General features: G+C 70.6%; 14 protein-coding genes. 5 read left to right on the top strand and 9 right to left on the bottom strand.

The annotated features are described in order from the left end of the window. Positions 1–10: 10 nt before the first annotated feature. Together E4N62_RS04110 and fasR are read right to left on the bottom strand one after the other, a co-directional pair. A complete protein-coding gene (locus tag E4N62_RS04110; RefSeq protein WP_230211959.1) occupies positions 11–925 on the bottom strand; it encodes an ACP S-malonyltransferase in 915 nt (304 codons plus the stop codon). Positions 926–1,014: 89 nt separating this feature from the next. Continuing rightward, on the bottom strand, positions 1,015–2,217 hold the full coding sequence (fasR, locus tag E4N62_RS04115) for a fatty acid biosynthesis transcriptional regulator FasR (RefSeq protein ID WP_230211960.1): 1,203 nt from the start codon (positions 2,215–2,217) through the stop codon (positions 1,015–1,017). A gap of 230 nt (positions 2,218–2,447) precedes the next feature. Here fasR and E4N62_RS04120 point away from each other — a divergent pair, with 230 nt between their 5' ends. Next, positions 2,448–3,107, top strand: a complete 660-nt coding sequence (locus E4N62_RS04120) for a pirin family protein (RefSeq protein ID WP_230212439.1) — start codon at positions 2,448–2,450, stop codon at positions 3,105–3,107. A 51-nt stretch (positions 3,108–3,158) separates the two neighbouring features. Here E4N62_RS04120 and E4N62_RS04125 read toward each other — a convergent pair whose 3' ends face one another. Further along, complete coding sequence (locus tag E4N62_RS04125; RefSeq protein ID WP_230211961.1) at positions 3,159–3,986, bottom strand: serine hydrolase; 828 nt, start codon at positions 3,984–3,986, stop codon at positions 3,159–3,161. 19 nt (positions 3,987–4,005) lie between these two features. Then, positions 4,006–4,482, bottom strand: coding sequence for a GNAT family N-acetyltransferase (locus E4N62_RS04130; protein WP_230211962.1), 477 nt, complete (start codon positions 4,480–4,482; stop codon positions 4,006–4,008). A gap of 96 nt (positions 4,483–4,578) precedes the next feature. Between E4N62_RS04130 and E4N62_RS04135 the strand changes: the two genes are divergently transcribed. Next, positions 4,579–5,073 (top strand): MerR family transcriptional regulator, encoded by a 495-nt coding sequence (locus E4N62_RS04135; RefSeq protein WP_230211963.1) that lies wholly within the window; start codon positions 4,579–4,581, stop codon positions 5,071–5,073. Continuing rightward, positions 5,070–6,095 (top strand): aldo/keto reductase, encoded by a 1,026-nt coding sequence (locus E4N62_RS04140; RefSeq protein WP_230211964.1) that lies wholly within the window; start codon positions 5,070–5,072, stop codon positions 6,093–6,095. Before E4N62_RS04135 ends, E4N62_RS04140 begins: the two co-directional genes overlap by 4 nt. 136 nt (positions 6,096–6,231) lie before the next feature. Here the strand turns inward: E4N62_RS04140 and E4N62_RS04145 are convergent, their stop codons facing one another. From E4N62_RS04145 to E4N62_RS04155, 3 genes are all read right to left on the bottom strand, one after another. Continuing rightward, complete coding sequence (locus E4N62_RS04145) at positions 6,232–7,092, bottom strand: DUF4429 domain-containing protein (RefSeq protein ID WP_230211965.1); 861 nt, start codon at positions 7,090–7,092, stop codon at positions 6,232–6,234. 75 nt (positions 7,093–7,167) lie between these two features. Continuing rightward, the gene (locus tag E4N62_RS04150) at positions 7,168–8,376 is read right to left on the bottom strand and encodes an alpha/beta hydrolase (RefSeq protein WP_230211966.1); all 1,209 of its coding nucleotides are present in this window, start codon (positions 8,374–8,376) and stop codon (positions 7,168–7,170) included. A 124-nt stretch (positions 8,377–8,500) separates the two neighbouring features. Next, positions 8,501–9,157, bottom strand: a complete 657-nt coding sequence (locus tag E4N62_RS04155; protein WP_230211967.1) for a TetR family transcriptional regulator — start codon at positions 9,155–9,157, stop codon at positions 8,501–8,503. Between the two features lie 100 nt (positions 9,158–9,257). On the opposite strand from E4N62_RS04155, the gene E4N62_RS04160 reads away from it, so the two are divergent. Beyond that, complete coding sequence (locus E4N62_RS04160) at positions 9,258–10,883, top strand: MFS transporter (protein WP_230211968.1); 1,626 nt, start codon at positions 9,258–9,260, stop codon at positions 10,881–10,883. A gap of 284 nt (positions 10,884–11,167) precedes the next feature. After that, a complete protein-coding gene (locus E4N62_RS04165) occupies positions 11,168–11,473 on the top strand; it encodes a small hydrophobic protein (RefSeq protein WP_230211969.1) in 306 nt (101 codons plus the stop codon). A gap of 175 nt (positions 11,474–11,648) precedes the next feature. On the opposite strand, the gene E4N62_RS04170 is transcribed toward E4N62_RS04165, so the two are convergent. Both E4N62_RS04170 and aceE read right to left on the bottom strand, forming a co-directional pair. Then, positions 11,649–12,395, bottom strand: coding sequence for a potassium channel family protein (locus E4N62_RS04170; protein ID WP_230211970.1), 747 nt, complete (start codon positions 12,393–12,395; stop codon positions 11,649–11,651). 95 nt (positions 12,396–12,490) lie between these two features. Continuing rightward, on the bottom strand, positions 12,491–15,238 hold the full coding sequence (aceE, locus tag E4N62_RS04175) for a pyruvate dehydrogenase (acetyl-transferring), homodimeric type (RefSeq protein WP_230211971.1): 2,748 nt from the start codon (positions 15,236–15,238) through the stop codon (positions 12,491–12,493). Positions 15,239–15,574 lie beyond the last annotated feature (336 nt).

Genomic DNA, 15,574 nt, shown 5'->3' on the forward strand with positions numbered 1-15,574 from the left:
TCCGGGGCTCCTAGTTCTGGTGCTCGGCGATGAGCGCGCGAGCGGCGTCGAGGTCGTCCGGTGTCTTCAGCGCCACCGTCGCCACACCCGGCAGCGCCCGCTTGGCGAGTCCGGTGAGCGTGCCGCCGGGGCACACCTCGACGAGCGCGGTCACGCCCAGCTCCTGGAAGGTCTCCATGCACAGGTCCCAGCGGACCGGGTTGGCGACCTGTCCGACGAGACGGGAGAGCACCTCGGCGCCGGTGGCGACGGCCTTCCCGTCCTTGTTGGAGACGTAGGTGAGCTTCGGGTCCCCGGGGGCGATCTCCTCGGCGGCCTTGGCGAGGCTGTCCACGGCGGGGGCCATGTGGTGTGTGTGGAAGGCGCCCGCGACCTTCAGGGGCACCACCCGACGGACGCCCTCGGGCTTCTCGGCCGTCAGTACGGCGAGCTGCTCCAGGGTGCCGGCGGCGACGATCTGGCCCGCGCCGTTCACGTTGGCCGGGGTCAGGCCCAGCCTCTCCAGGTGCGGGATCGTCACCTCGGGGTCGCCGCCGAGCAGCGCCGACATCCCGGTCTCGGTGATCGCGGCGGCCTCGGCCATGGCCAGGCCCCGCTTGCGGACGAGGGTCAGCGCGGCCGTGTCGTCGAGGACACCGGCGAACGCGGCGGCGGTGATCTCGCCCACGCTGTGGCCGGCGACCGCGCCGGGCGTCACGTCGCCCAGGGCGGCGGCGGACAGCAGTCCGGCCGCCACGAGCAGCGGCTGGGCCACGGCGGTGTCGCGGATCGCGTCGGCGTCGGCCTGGGTGCCGTAGTGGGCGAGGTCCAGCCCGATGGCGTCCGACCACGCGCCGAGGCGGTCGGCGGCACCGGGGAGGTCGAGCCAAGGAGTCAGGAAGCCGGGCGTCTGGGCGCCCTGGCCGGGAGCGACGAGTACGAGCACTCTCACACTCTCTCTTGGGGACGGCTCAGGCCGCCCGTGAGGACAGGGACGAAGAACACGAGGGGGTTTTGTAGCCCTCCGACAAAACCCTAGAGCTGCGAATCCCCATCCACCAGACGCCCCAGGATCAGCGCGATCCTCAGGGTGAAGGCCGAGCGTACATCGGAGGGCGACCAACCGGTGACGTCAGTCACACGTCGGAGCCGGTAGCGCACGGTGTTGGGGTGGACGAACAGCATCCGGGCCGCGCCCTCGAGGCTCGAGGCTTGTTCGAGGTAGACACTGAGCGTTTCCAAGAGAGCCGAGCCGGCTTCCTCAAGCGGTCTGTAGATCTCCTCCACCAGTTGCTCGCGCGCACTGGGATCACCGGCGATCGCGCGCTCCGGAAGCAGATCGTCCGCCAGAACGGGTCGCGGTGCGTCCTGCCACGCCGAGCACGCCTTGAGTCCGGCGGCGGCGGCCTGCGCGGACCGGGTCGCGGCCAGCAGGTCGGGCACGATCGGCCCGGCCACCACCGGCCCCGCCGCGTACGGTCCGATCAGCGACTTCGCCACCTGCAGCGGGTCGTTGTTCCCGCCGGCGATCACCACGAGGCGGTCGCCCAGCACCCCGGTGAGCACCTGGAGCTTGGCGTGCCGTGCGGCGCGCCGGATGGCCTCCACGGTCAGCTCGCTGTCCCCGTCCGGGGCGGTGCCGAGGACCACGCAGACATGGTCGGGGGAGTTCCAGCCGAGCGCGGCGGCCCTGCTCACGGCGCCCTCGTCGGCCTCGCCGCTGAGCACCGCGTTCACCACCAGGGACTCCAGCCGGGCGTCCCAGGCGCCGCGGGCCTCGGCGGCCTGCGCGTACACCTGCGCGGTGGCGAAGGCGATCTCCCGCGCGTAGACGAGCAGGGCCTCGCGGAGCACGCTCTCGTCGCCGGGGGCGGCGACCTCGTCGATGGCGGACTCCATGACCTCGATGGTCGTGCGCACCATCTCCACGGTCTGCCGGAGCGTGATCGCCCGGGTCAGTTCACGCGGCGCGGTCCCGAAGACGTCCGTCGAGATGGCCTGCGGGGCGTCCGGATGCCGGAACCACTCCGTGAAGGCGGCGATACCGGCCTGGGCGACCAGCCCGATCCACGACCGGTTCTCCGGTGGCATCGCCCGGTACCAGGGCAACGTCTCGTCCATCCGCGCGATGGCCTGCGCGGCGAGGCTTCCGGACGACTTCTCCAGCCGCCTCAGCGTCGCGGAGTGCGGATGGGCGTACGGCGCGGTTGCGGATTTGCTGGTTTCGGGTTCGGGCACGGGACAAGACTGCCTTATCGCCGCGCTTGCCTGCGCCGGGGGGAGCCTGCACCGGGGGGTGCGTCCCGTCGGGGGCTGCCGCCCCCGCGCCCCCGCGTATCGGCCTGAACGGCCTCGTCCTCAAACGCCGGACGGGCTGAGTGGTGCCGGCCGGGGCTGGGTGGTGCGGCCCGGCCGGGTGGTGCGGCCCAGGCCGGGTGGTGCCGGTCGGCGCTACCTTGGGAACCGTGATGGACCTACGGCGCGCCGGCGCGCGCTACCCCGGCGGGGACCCGGAGGCCGGGATCGCCTCGCTGCACGCCTTCTCCTTCGGGGCGCACTACGACCCGGGCAACCTGCGGTTCGGCGCGGTCATCGCCTGCAACGAGGAGCGGCTCGCACCCGGCGCCGGGTTCGACGAGCATCCGCACAGCCACACCGAGATCGTCACCTGGGTCGTCGAGGGCGAGCTGACGCACCGCGACACCACGGGCCACGAGACGGTCGTGCGCCCCGGTGACGTCCAGCGACTGAGCTCGGCGGGCGGCGTACGGCACGTCGAGCGCAACGACGGCTCCGCGCCGCTGACCTTCGTGCAGATGTGGCTGGCCCCGCTGGACCCGGGCGGCGACCCCGCGTACGAGATCGTGCGCGGCATCGCCGACTCCACCCCGTACGCGGTCCCCGAGGCCGGGGCCATGCTGCATGTCCGGCGGCTGGGCACGGCGGGGGAGCGGACCGCGGTGCCGGACGCGGCGCGGGCGTACGTGCACGTCGTCCGGGGCTCGGTGCGCCTCGGACCGCACGAGCTGGGGCCCGGGGACGCGGTGCGGGCCGAGGACGAGAAGGGGTTGGAGCTGGTCACCGTCGCCGCCCCGGCGGAGGTGCTGGTGTGGGAGCTCGGCGGGTGACGGGCCGTCAGTTCTCGGTGGCGGTCCCTCCGTTGCCGCGTCCTTCGCGCATCAGACCCCGTTCCCGACCTCCGCGAGCACCGCGTCCGTGAACGGGGTCCAGGCCTCGACCGCCCACGGCCCGAACGCCCGGTCCGTCAACGCGACGCACGCCACCCCGGCGACGGGGTCGATCCACAGGAAGGTCCCCGACTGGCCGAAGTGCCCGAAGGTGCCCGGCGACGACGACGTGCCCGTCCAGTGCGGCGCCTTGGAGTCCCGGATCTCGAAGCCGAGCCCCCAGTCGTTGGGGTTCTGGTGCCCGTAGCCCGGCAGGACGCCCTTCGTGCCCGGGTACTGCACGGTCATCGCCGCCGCGACCGTACGCGGGTCCAGCAGCCGGGGCGCCTGCACCTCGGCGGCGAACCGCACCAGGTCCTCGACGGTCGACACGCCGTCCTTCGCCGGGGAACCGTCGAGCGAGGTGGACGTCATGCCCAGCGGTTCCAGCACCGCCTGCCGCGCGTACTCCGCGAACGGGATGTCCGCCGCCTTGGCCACATGGTCCCCGAGCACCTCGAACCCCGCGTTGGAGTACAGCCGCCGCCCCCCGGGCGGGGCCGTCACCCGGTGCTCGTCGAAGGCCAGCCCGGAGGTGTGCGCCAGCAGATGCCGCACGGTCGAGCCCGGCGGGCCCGCCGGCTCGTCCAGCTCGACCGCCCCCTCCTCGTACGCGACCAGCACGGCGTACGAGGCGAGCGGCTTGGTGACCGAGGCCAGCGGAAAGCGGTGGCCGAGGGGCCCATGGGTCCCGAGGACGGTGCCGTCCGCCCGCACGACTGCGGCGGCGGCGGTGGGAACCGGCCAGTTCTCGATCAGGGCGACGCTCTGCAGTGACATGCCCACGAGCCTAAGCGGCTCATAGGTTCAGCTGCATCAGAGGGTCGGGCCTGCGCCGGAAGCCCATCGACGCGTACAGGGGCTCGGCCTCGGCGGAGGCCGTCAGATGGACGTATCCGGCGCCGGCCTCGCGGAACCACTCGACGAGGGCCTCCATGCAGGCGCGCGCGTACCCCCGGCGTCGGCAGTCCGGGTCGGTGGCCACGCTGAAGACGTGGCCGACCGCGCCGCGCGGGTTGCCGGGCCTGCCGATCCGGTAGTCGACCGTCCCCACCACCAGCGCCGCCAGCGCGTCCGGGCGCTCCGGATGGTCGACGACGAAGGCCGCGAACTCCCTGTCTGCACCGTCGAGTCGGCGGCGCAGGACCGGCAGGGACTCCGTGTGCCAGTCGGTGGGACCGCCCGCTCCCGGGGGCGCCATCGAGTCGATCATCACCTGGCGCAGCCGGAGCACTTCGACCGCGTCCTCGGCCGTGGCACGTCGTACGAGACCCATGTCCGCACGCTAGCCAGCGGGTCGACGTCATGTCCCGGTGTTTTCTCTCCGGATTCGCTTGCTTCGAGCGCACTCCAGGGTTTTAGCGTGGTGGTCATGACGGTGATGGAGACCACGAGTACGACGAGTGTCGAGAGTGCCGACGGTGCTGCCGGTACCGACAGGTGCGCCGGTCCGCCGCTCAAGCCGCGTCGGCCGGACGGGCAGGACAGATACACGATCAGCGAGGTGGTCGACCTCACCGGGCTGACGGCGCACACCCTGCGCTGGTACGAGCGGATCGGGCTGATGCCGCACATCGACCGCTCCCACACCGGCCAGCGCCGCTACCGCAACCGCGACCTCGACTGGCTCGACCTCGTGGGCAAGCTCCGGCTCACCGGCATGCCGGTGGCCGACATGGTCCGCTACGCCGAGCTGGTGCGCGAGGGCGACCACACCTACACCGAGCGCTTCGACCTGCTCAAGTCGACCCGGGACGACGTCCTGTCCCGGATCGCCGAGCTCCAGGACACCCTGAACGTGCTCGACCGCAAGATCAACTTCTACGCTGACGCCGGGCGCGCCCTGGCGTCGGAGAGGGCCTCATGACGGACGGCGGGACGAACGGCACGATCGCGACGGCACGGCTGGGTGCGGGCGGCCCCGAGGTGGGCGTCCAGGGCCTCGGCTGCATGGGCATGAGCTTCGCGTACGGCCCCTCGGACGCGGCGGAGTCCCGGGCCACCCTGGAGCGCGCGCTGGAACTGGGTGTCACGCTCTACGACACGGCCCACGCGTACGGCGCCGGGGAGAACGAGCGGTTCCTCTCCCCGTTCTTCAAGGCACACCGTGACGAGGTCGTCGTCGCCACCAAGTTCGGTCTGGCGATCGACCCCGACGACCCGACGAAACGGATCATCCGCAACGACGCCGCCCACATCCGGGAGTCCGTCGAGGGAAGCCTGCGCCGTCTCGACGTCGACGTGATCGACCTCTACTACATGCACCGGCGCGACGTGGGCGTGCCCATCGAGGAGACGGTCGGCGTGATGGCCGAGCTGGTCCGCGAGGGCAAGGTCAAGCAGCTGGGCCTGAGCGAGGTCACGGCAGCCGAACTGCGCACCGCCCACGCCGTGCACCCCATCGCCGCGCTCCAGTCCGAGTGGTCGCTGTTCAGCCGTGACATCGAGGCGAACGTGGTCCCCACGGCCCGCGAGCTGGGCGTCACCCTGGTCGCCTATTCCCCGCTCGGCCGGGGCTTCCTCACCGGTTCCTTCGCCAAGGCGGAGGACCTCACCGCCGACGACTTCCGCCGCCAGCAGCCCCGCTTCACCGGCGAGAACGCCGAGGCCAACGCGGCCCTCCTGACCCCGATCCGCGAGGTCGCCGCCTCCCACGGCGCCACCCTGGGCCAGACGGCCCTGGCCTGGGTCCACCAGCAGTCGGCGGTGCACGGCCTCCCGGTCGTCCCGATCCCGGGCACCCGCAAGCCGGCAAGGGTGGAGGAGAACGCGGCGGCGACGAGGATCGTCCTGGGCGAGGAGGACATGACCCTCCTGGAACCGATAGCGGCAAAGGTGGCAGGCAACCGCTACGCGGACATGCGCTTCACGTCGGCGGGCAGGGAGTAGGGCCGACTTCTCAGGCGGGGGTACTGCAGCAGGGTCAGGGGCGCGGGGCTGTGTCGATGTGCGGCTCCGCCGCGTGGGCGCGACAAGCCACGACGCACCGTCAGTGCGGAACGGCGCTCCCCCGAACCGCGGTCCGCTAAAGCTCCGCCAGCAACTCCGCCTTCTTCACACTGAACTCCTCATCCGTCACCAGCCCCGCCTCGTGCAACTCCCCCAGGTGCCGGATCCGGTCGGCGATGTCGGCCGGATCCCGCCGGGGCCCCGCCTCGACCGAAGCGGTGGCCGCACCCGCACCCCCCGCGGAGCGCACCGCGGCCAGGACCGCGGCGGCGAACGGCAACGACTCGTGCACCGGTCCGTACCCCAGCCCGAACACGACCGAGGCCGGATCATGGTCCGGCTGAGCCGGACGCTCCCCGGCGGCCTCCCGCCGCAGCAACCGCAGGTACCCCTCGAAGAGCTCCGGCGACCGCCACTCGACCCCACCGAGCGCACTCACCGGAAAACTCTGGTCCCCGGCCTTCCACTTCGCCGACGACGCCCCCGTCCAGAACCACCGGAACGACACCGAGCGCCCGTCGAACGACGCCTTCCCGTCGTACGCCTTGAACTGCAACGGCGCCTCGGGCGCGGCCACCAGGAACCGTTCCGCCGGCCCGGTCTCGGTCAACCGGGACCGCAGCTCGTCGGCGTAGTACTCCGCGAGCGTCTCCCGCTCGACCGGCAGCACCAGCCGGTACGGGTCGGAGCCCTCCTTGAGCTGGTCCGCCGCCGCCTCCATCAGCGGATCGGCGCCCGGCCGCGGCACGGCACGCAGGACGACGGTGCCCCGCTTCCCGGGTGTCAGTGAGACCCCCGCGATCGCCTCCAGGGGGATGCGCCGTTCACCGAGCGCCTGGAAGAGCTTCGGCGTACGAATCCCCCGTTCGAAGCGGATGAGGACGGAGTCGGACTCGAACTCCCAGGCGGCTTGAAATCCGGCCAGTACGTCACCCATGCGGCTCATCGTATGCGGGCGACGCGGGGAAGTCCCGACCGAGGCGAACCGCACTTTTACCCCCCTCTACGCGCGTCAGGCCGCAGCGCTGTCGGACAGACCTGTCAGACACGCCTCGTTCTCCGGCGCACACCGCACCGACTCGTACGCGCCGATGCCGATCTCGGCGAAGTTGTGCAGGCTCTCGGTGCCCGGCTCGAAATAGCCGCTGTGTCCCTGGGCGTCGGCTGCCGACAGGATGCGCGCCCCGAACTCCGTGGAGACCGGGTCGGCGCCGTGGCCGAGCCCGCCGACCTCCAGGTAGGGCACGTCCCGGACCCAGTCGTCGGCGTCCCGCATGGCCCACACCCGGGCCGCCGTCCGCAGTTGCCGGACCGACTCGGCGCGCATGCCGGGGCTGCCCGCGACCGCGATGTCGGTGACTCGTGACGGCAGCGAGCGCGCGGCGACCCCGCACACCACGGAGCCGTAGCTGTGGCACACCAGCGCGACGGTGGAGCCGCCGGGCAGGCTCCGCACCAGCGCGTTCAGCCGGACCGAGCCCTGTTCGGCCCGCAGCGCGGTCGCCGAGTCCAGGCCCAGGCCGTCGGGCGCGGTGTAGTCGGCCCAGGCGATGACGGCCGTACGCGTCCCGCGGCTCGCCGCGCGCTCCGCGTCGTAGAGCGACTCGGCCATGCCGACGGGGGCGGAGTACCGGCGGTTGGTGCGCTGGAAGTTGATCACGTTGGTGTCGACGCCGGGGACGACGACGGAGACGCGCTCGGCCTTGTCGAGGTCGCCGAAGACCTCGGCGACCCGGCCGTTGCCCTCGGGGTCGAACGCGAGGATGTGCCGTTTCTTCACGGCCAGCATGTCGAAGCGGTGCATCCGGCGGCCGGCCTCGTGCCGGCCGATCTCGGAGAGCCGCTTGTCGTGCGTGCGTTCCCGTTCGTGCCGGCTCTGCTGTTTGAGCGCGATGCGGTTGGCCCGGTACCGCAGTTCCACGGGCGCGCCGTTCATGTTGCCGACGGCGAGTGGATAGCGGTGGGCGAGCCGGGTGCGCTGGGGCGCGGTGAGCGAGGCGAAGAAGGCCGCCAGGCGGTGCGGGGACGATTCGGCGTCCGGCAGTTCACGGCCGTCGAGGTGTCCGCTCTGCCACGCGGAGAGCGACGCCTGGAGCGGCGACTTCTCTCGGTGGCTGCGGATCGCGGTCCAGCCGGTGGTCGCCAGCATCACGAAAACCACGGCCAGCGCCAGGAGTGCGCGCCAGACGTTCAGTTGCGGGGAGGAGTCGAAGGAAGTCACTGAAAGGACACACTAAGAGAACGGATGGGTCTCGCGTTAACCGAGTGAGCGGGATCACGTTTCGATCACGCCCGTTCCGTACGGTGCGCAGAGAAGGTCCCGTTGATGCCCGTGCTGGCGCATTTCAGTCAGTGCGCCACTTTTCGGCCAACGAGGGGCGCAGGGCGTCCAGGTGTGCGGCGGTCAGCTCGCGCATCGCCTCCATGCTGAGGTCGCCGCCCAGCGCCCACAGCCGCTCTGTGACGCGCATGACACCGGCGAACACCGCCACCGCCACGCGCGGCCGGGGGTCGGTCTCCATGTCCAGCCCCTCGCGCTCGGCGATGATCCGCTCGATCTGCCGCCCCACCTCGTCCGCCCTGCGCAGATGCGCGGCCAGCAGCGCGGGCGTCGACTCGACCATGCCGTACGCGCGCAGGTGGAGGTCGAGCGGAACGACCTGGCCGACGGCCGCGCCGAAGGCGTCCCAGCCCTCCAGGACGGCGTTGCGCATCGCCTCCAGCGGGGCCTCGTGCGCGGGCCGGGCGCGCACGGCCGCCAGGAAGTGCTCGTGGGTGAGGCTCACGACCGCGAGCGCGGCCTCCTCCTTGCCCGCGAAGTAGCGGAAGAAGGTGCGCTGCGACACGTCGACGGCCTCGGCGATCTCGTCGACCGTCGTCGCCTCGTACCCCCGCGTGGTGAACAACTCCAGAGCCGCCCGCAGCAGCGCGTCATGGGTGCGCTGCTTCTTCCGCTCGCGCAGCCCGGGCCGCTCGTCCGCCGTCGCCGTCGCAGTGTCCATGAACCCTCGTCTCCACCCGCCCCTGCGGCGAGTGACGTGACAGTTACCGACTTGTGAATTGGTTTGTCAACTGTCAGTGGCTGTCATTAGCCTCGCACGCATGACTAGTCAGACCACTGTCGACAAGACGGGACCGGGGGACAAGACGCCAGACGTCCCGTCGGACCCGACGACGAACCAGGGCCGGGGCCTGCGCGGCCATCCCTGGTTCACCCTCCTCACCGTGGCCGTCGGCGTCATGATGGTCGCCCTCGACGGCACCATCGTGGCGATCGCCAACCCGGCCATCGCGAAGGATCTGGGTGCCACCTGGGCCGATGTCCAGTGGATCACCAACGCGTACTTCCTCGCCCTCGCCGTCACGCTCATCACCGCGGGCAAGCTGGGCGACCGCTTCGGCCACCGCCAGACCTTCCTCATAGGCGTGGTCGGCTTCGCCGCCGCCTCCGGGGCCATCGGCCTGTCGAACTCGGTCGCCTTCGTGGTGACCTTCCGTGTCTTCCAGGGCCTGTTCGGCGCGCTGCTGATGCCCGCCGCGCTCGGCCTGCTGCGCGCCACGTTCCCCGCCGAGAAGCTGAACATGGCGATCGGCATCTGGGGCATGGTCATCGGCGCCTCCACCGCGGGCGGCCCGATCCTCGGCGGCTTCCTGGTGGAGAACGTCAGCTGGCAGTCGGTGTTCTGGATCAACGTCCCGGTCGGCGTCCTCGCCGTGGCCCTGGGCGCCTGGATCCTGCTGGACCACCGCGCCGAGAACGCCCCGCGCTCCTTCGACGTGCTGGGCATCGCTCTGCTGTCCGGAGCGATGTTCTGCCTGGTCTGGGCGCTCATCAAGGCCCCGGAGTGGGGCTGGGGCGACGCGCAGACCTGGACCTTCCTGGTCGTCTCGGTCGTCGGCTTCGCCCTCTTCGCCCTCTGGGAGACGAAGGTGAAGGAGCCGCTCATCCCGCTGGCCCTCTTCCGTTCCGTACCGCTCTCGGCGGGTGTCGTCCTGATGGTCCTGATGGCCATCGCCTTCATGGGCGGCCTGTTCTTCGTGACGTTCTACCTCCAGAACGTGCACGGCATGAGCCCCATCGACGCGGGTCTGCACCTGCTCCCGCTCACCGGCATGATGATCGTCGGCTCGCCCCTGGCCGGCGCGCTGATCACCAAAGCGGGACCGCGTATCCCGCTGGCCGGCGGTATGGCCTGCACCGCGATCGCCATGTACGGCATGTCGACCCTGGAGACGGACACGGGCAGCGCAGTGATGTCCCTCTGGTTCGCCCTGCTCGGCCTCGGCCTCGCCCCGGTGATGGTCGGCGCCACCGAGGTCATCGTCGGCAACGCGCCGCTGGAGCTGTCCGGCGTCGCCGGCGGTCTCCAGCAGGCCGCCATGCAGATCGGCGGCAGCCTCGGTACGGCCGTACTGGGCGCCGTGATGACGTCCAAGGTGGACAGCGACTTCGCGGGCAACTGGAAGGACGCGGGGCTCCCGCCGCTCGACGAGGCGCAGCTCGCCCAGGCCAAGCAGGCGGTCCAGCAGGGCGCGGCCCCCGTCGCCGAGGGCACCCCGACGGAGATCGCCGCGAAGATCACCACGGTCGCGCACGACACGTTCATCTCCGGCATGAGCCTGGCGTCCCTGGTCGCCGCCGGGGTGGCCGCGGTCGCCGTCCTCGTGGCGTTCCTGACCAAGCGCGGCGCGAACGCCGAGGCGGGTGCCGGAGCGGCGCACATCTAACAGCTCCGCCACTGCTTCACGCGCGGGTTTCCGCCCGCGTTCGCCTATCAGGGTGACAACGCTGAAGATCGCTTCCACCCGGTGCGCGCCGCAGGTCACAGTGGGTCAAGTCCTCCGCACTGCATGGTCGTTCGACTGCGGAGCGACCCGGGGGTCTGCGGCGCGCTGCCGGAGGGGGGCAGCGCGCAGGCGGCTCCGCCAACTCTCCCTGGTTTCAACCACTCCGCCGGGGTACTCGCCATCTCGTACTCGAACTGACCGCGAGGTTCAGGGAGTTGTTGACTATGGCGGGCTTCGGACACGGTACGCGCAGGCACCCCCGCTCACGTGGCCGGACGTGGTCACGGACCGGGCCGGATCGCGCGACCCTCGGGATCATCGGAGTCATCTGCGCGGTCGCCGGATTCTTCGTCCTGGGCATCGTCCTGGGACCCGTGGCGGTCCTCTGCGGCTGGCTGGCCATGAACCGCACCTGGTCCGGCGCCCGCCCCGTCCCCGCGATCATCGCGGTCGTTCTGGGTGCGATCGACACGATCCTGGCGATCATCTGGCTCGCGGGTGTGACGGGGCCGGGAACGGGTCTCGTCTGAGCGTGCGGCCCGGTGGGGCTTCTCGCGCAGTTCCCCGCGCCCCTGAAAAAGCGGGGCTGCGCCCCTGCCTTTTCACGGCCCGCGAGGGCCGTGTCTTTTGGAGGCGCGGGGAACTGCGCGAGAAGCCCCACCCAGCCGCACCCGACAACGCACCCCACCCCACCCCACCCCACCCTCACCCACGTCCCTCCGGCACTCCCTTCAACGACGCCACCTCCGCCCGCAACAGCCGAACCTCCTCGGCAAGTTCCGTTATCGCGGCCGTCTGCCGCCGCTCCTCCGCGTCGTCCTTCTCGAACCGCGCTATGAACCACGCCGCGATGTTCGCGGTCACCACACCCAGCAGCGCGATCCCGGACAGCATCAGCCCGACCGCCAGCACCCGCCCCAGCCCGGTCGTCGGCGCGTGGTCCCCGTACCCCACGGTCGTCATCGTCGTGAACGACCACCACACCGCGTCGTCCAGCGTGTCGATGTTCCCGCCCGGCGCGTCCCGCTCCACGGACAGCACCGCCAGCGACCCGAACATCAGCAGCCCGAGGACCGCCCCGCCGACGTACGTCGTGAGCTTTATCTGCGACGCCATCCGCGCCCGCTGCCCGACCAGCAGCAGCGTCGCCACCAGCCGCAGCAGCCGCAGCGGCTGGATGACGGGCAGCACCACGGCCGCCAGGTCCAGCCACCGTGTCCGGACGAACTCCCGGCGGCGTTCGGCGAGCGCCAGCCGGATCAGGTAGTCGAGCGCGAAGGCGCCCCACACCCCCCACTCGACGGCCTCACACCACCACTCCACCTGGTCGCTCGCGTCCGGCCGCACGATCGGCACGGCGTACGCCACGGCGAACACTGCGGCCAGGCAGAACAGCGGCCGCTGTGTGTGCTTTTCCCAACGGACCTGAGCCGGTACCGATCGCTGCTTCATGTCCGCATCGTAGGAAACGTGAAGGGGTGGTGAACCCACGGGTTCACCACCCCTTGACACCGTCGGCCGTTCTGAACGGCTCGGCCGAGCGCGGGCTACGCGTCGCCGCCCGCGGCCCCCGGGTCCGCCGCCGCCACGTCGAGCAGCTGGTAGCGGTCGATGGCCTGCTTCAGCACCGAGCGGTCGACCTTGCCCTCACGCGCCAGCTCGGTCAGCACGGCGACCACGATCGACTGCGCGTCGATGTGGAAGAAGCGCCGGGCCGCACCCCGGGTGTCCGCGAAGCCGAAGCCGTCCGCGCCCAGCGACTGGTACGTGCCCGGCACCCAGCGCGCGATCTGGTCCGGCACCGACCGCATCCAGTCGGAGACGGCCACGAACGGCCCCTCGGCGCCGCTCAGCTTCTTCGTCACGTACGGGACCTGCTGCTCCTCCTCGGGGTGCAGCAGGTTGTGCCGCTCCACCTCGACCGCCTCGCGGCGCAGCTCGTTCCAGGAGGTCGCCGACCAGACGTCCGCCTTCACGTTCCAGTCGGCGGCGAGGATCGCCTGTGCCTCGACCGCCCACGGCACCGCGACACCGGAGGCGATGATCTGCGCGGGGATCGAGCCCGCCTCGCCGGCCCGGTAGCGGTGGATGCCCTTGAGGATGCCCTCGACGTCCACGTCCGCCGGCTCGGCCGGGTGCTGGATCGGCTCGTTGTAGACGGTGAGGTAGTAGAAGACGTCCTCGCCGGGCTTGCCGTCGGCGGTCTCGCCGTACATCCGGCGCAGACCGTCCTTCACGATGTGCGCGATCTCGTACCCGAACGCCGGGTCGTAGGCGACACAGCCCGGGTTGGTGGACGCCAGCAGCTGAGAGTGCCCGTCCGCGTGCTGGAGGCCCTCACCGGTCAGTGTCGTACGGCCGGCGGTCGCGCCCAGGACGAAACCACGGGCCAGCTGGTCGGACATCTGCCAGAACTGGTCACCGGTGCGCTGGAAACCGAACATCGAGTAGAAGACGTAGACCGGGATGAGCGGTTCGCCGTGCGTGGCGTACGCCGAACCGGCGGCGATCAGCGAGGCCGTGCAGCCCGCCTCCGAGATGCCGTCGTGCAGCATCTGGCCGGTCGGCGACTCCTTGTAGGCGAGCAGCAGATCGCGGTCGACCGCCTCGTACTGCTGCCCCAGCGGGTTGTAGATCTTCGCGCTCGGGAAGAACGAGTCCATACCGAAGGTGCGGTACTCGTCGGGCGCGATCAGCACGAAACGCTTGCCGATCTCCTTGTCCCGCATGAGGTCCTTCAGCAGCCGGACGAACGCCATGGTCGTGGCGATCGACTGCTGACCGGAGCCCTTCTTCACACTCGCGTACGTCTTCTCCTCCGGCAGTGCCAGCGGCTTCGCCCGCACGACACGCGTCGGGACGTACCCGCCGAGCCCCTTGCGGCGGTCGTGCATGTACTGGATCTCCTCGGAGTCCCGCCCGGGGTGGTAGTACGGCGGAGCACCGCTCTCCAACTCCTTGTCGGAGATCGGCAGGTGCAGCCGGTCGCGGAAGCGCTTGAGGTCGTCGACCGTCAGCTTCTTCATCTGGTGCGTGGCGTTGCGGCCCTCGAAGTTCGGGCCCAGGGTCCAGCCCTTGACCGTCTTCGCCAGGATGACCGTCGGCTGGCCCTTGTGCTCGTACGCCGCCTTGTACGCCGCGTAGATCTTGCGGTGGTCGTGACCGCCGCGGCCCAGGTGCAGGATCTGGTCGTCGGTCATGTTCTCGACCATCGCGCGCAGCCGGTGGTCGTCACCGAAGAAGTGGTCGCGGATGTACGCCCCGGTCTCCGTGGCGTACGTCTGGTACTGGCCGTCCGGCGTGGTGTTCATCCGGTTGACCAGCACACCGTCACGGTCCTGCGCGAGCAGCGGGTCCCAGGAGCGGTCCCAGACCAGCTTGATCACGTTCCAGCCGGCGCCCCGGAAGACCGACTCCAGCTCCTGGATCACCTTGCCGTTGCCGCGCACCGGGCCGTCGAGACGCTGGAGGTTGCAGTTCACCACGAAGGTCAGGTTGTCGAGGCCCTCTCGGGCGGCGATCGTGAGCTGGCCGAGTGACTCCGGCTCGTCCATCTCGCCGTCGCCGAGAAACGCCCAGACATGGGACTTGGAGGTGTCGGCGATGCCGCGCGCCTCCATGTACCGGTTCATCCGCGCCTGGTAGATGGCGCCCAGCGGACCGAGGCCCATGGACACGGTCGGGAACTCCCAGAAGTCCGGCATCAGCCGCGGGTGCGGATAGCTGGACAGGCCGTACGGCGCCTTCGACTTCTCCTGGCGGAAGGCGTCGAGCTGCTGGTCGTCGAGCCGGTCCAGCATGTATGCGCGGGCGTAGATGCCGGGGGAGGCGTGGCCCTGGAAGAAGATCTGGTCGCCGCCGTCGCCCTCGTCCTTGCCGCGGAAGAAGTGGTTGAAGCCCACGTCGTAGAGGGAGGCGGAGGACGCGAAGGTCGCGATGTGCCCACCGACGCCGATCCCGGGCCGCTGGGCGCGCGAGACCATCACGGCGGCGTTCCAGCGGGTCGCGTTGAGGATCTTCCGCTCGATCTCCTCGTTGCCGGGGAAGAACGGTTCGGCCTTGGTCGGGATGGTGTTGACGTAGTCCGTGCTGCGCATCTCGGGCACGGCCACGCGCTTCTCGCGGGCCCGCTCGATGAGCCGGAGCATCAGGTAGCGCGCGCGCTCACGGCCGCGCTCGTCCACGGCGGCGTCGAGCGAGTCGAGCCACTCCTGGGTCTCCTCGGGATCGAAGTCAGGGACCTGACTCGGAAGGCCGCCAATGATGATCGGATTGCGATCGGATCCGGAAGCCACGCTGTTCCTTAGCTGTCAGAGGGCCGCTCTTCAATGGTTCTTCTGGGGGTTCCGCAGGGGTTCTTCTGGGGGTTCTCTAGGTGCCTGCACCGCCCCCCATCGTGTACCTCGGGAACGCAAACGTCATCTCTACCGAGAGGTAACCAGGGCGGTCACCGGCTCGACAAAGGTAGTAAAGGTATTCGATGCTCGTACCCCCGGATGGTTGCTGAATGCGCAAAAAGGGCAGAACGGTGTGGCGTGCGTCACGTGAAGCTGTGAATCCGCGTAGAGAGTTGCGGTGACACGGCCCGGATCGTCACCGTTTCGGCGGTCTCCAAGGCTGGGTACTTGCGC

Origin of the sequence: Streptomyces sp. MNU76, from assembly GCF_020982545.1 — a bacterium.
Classification (GTDB): Bacteria; Actinomycetota; Actinomycetes; order Streptomycetales; family Streptomycetaceae; genus Streptomyces.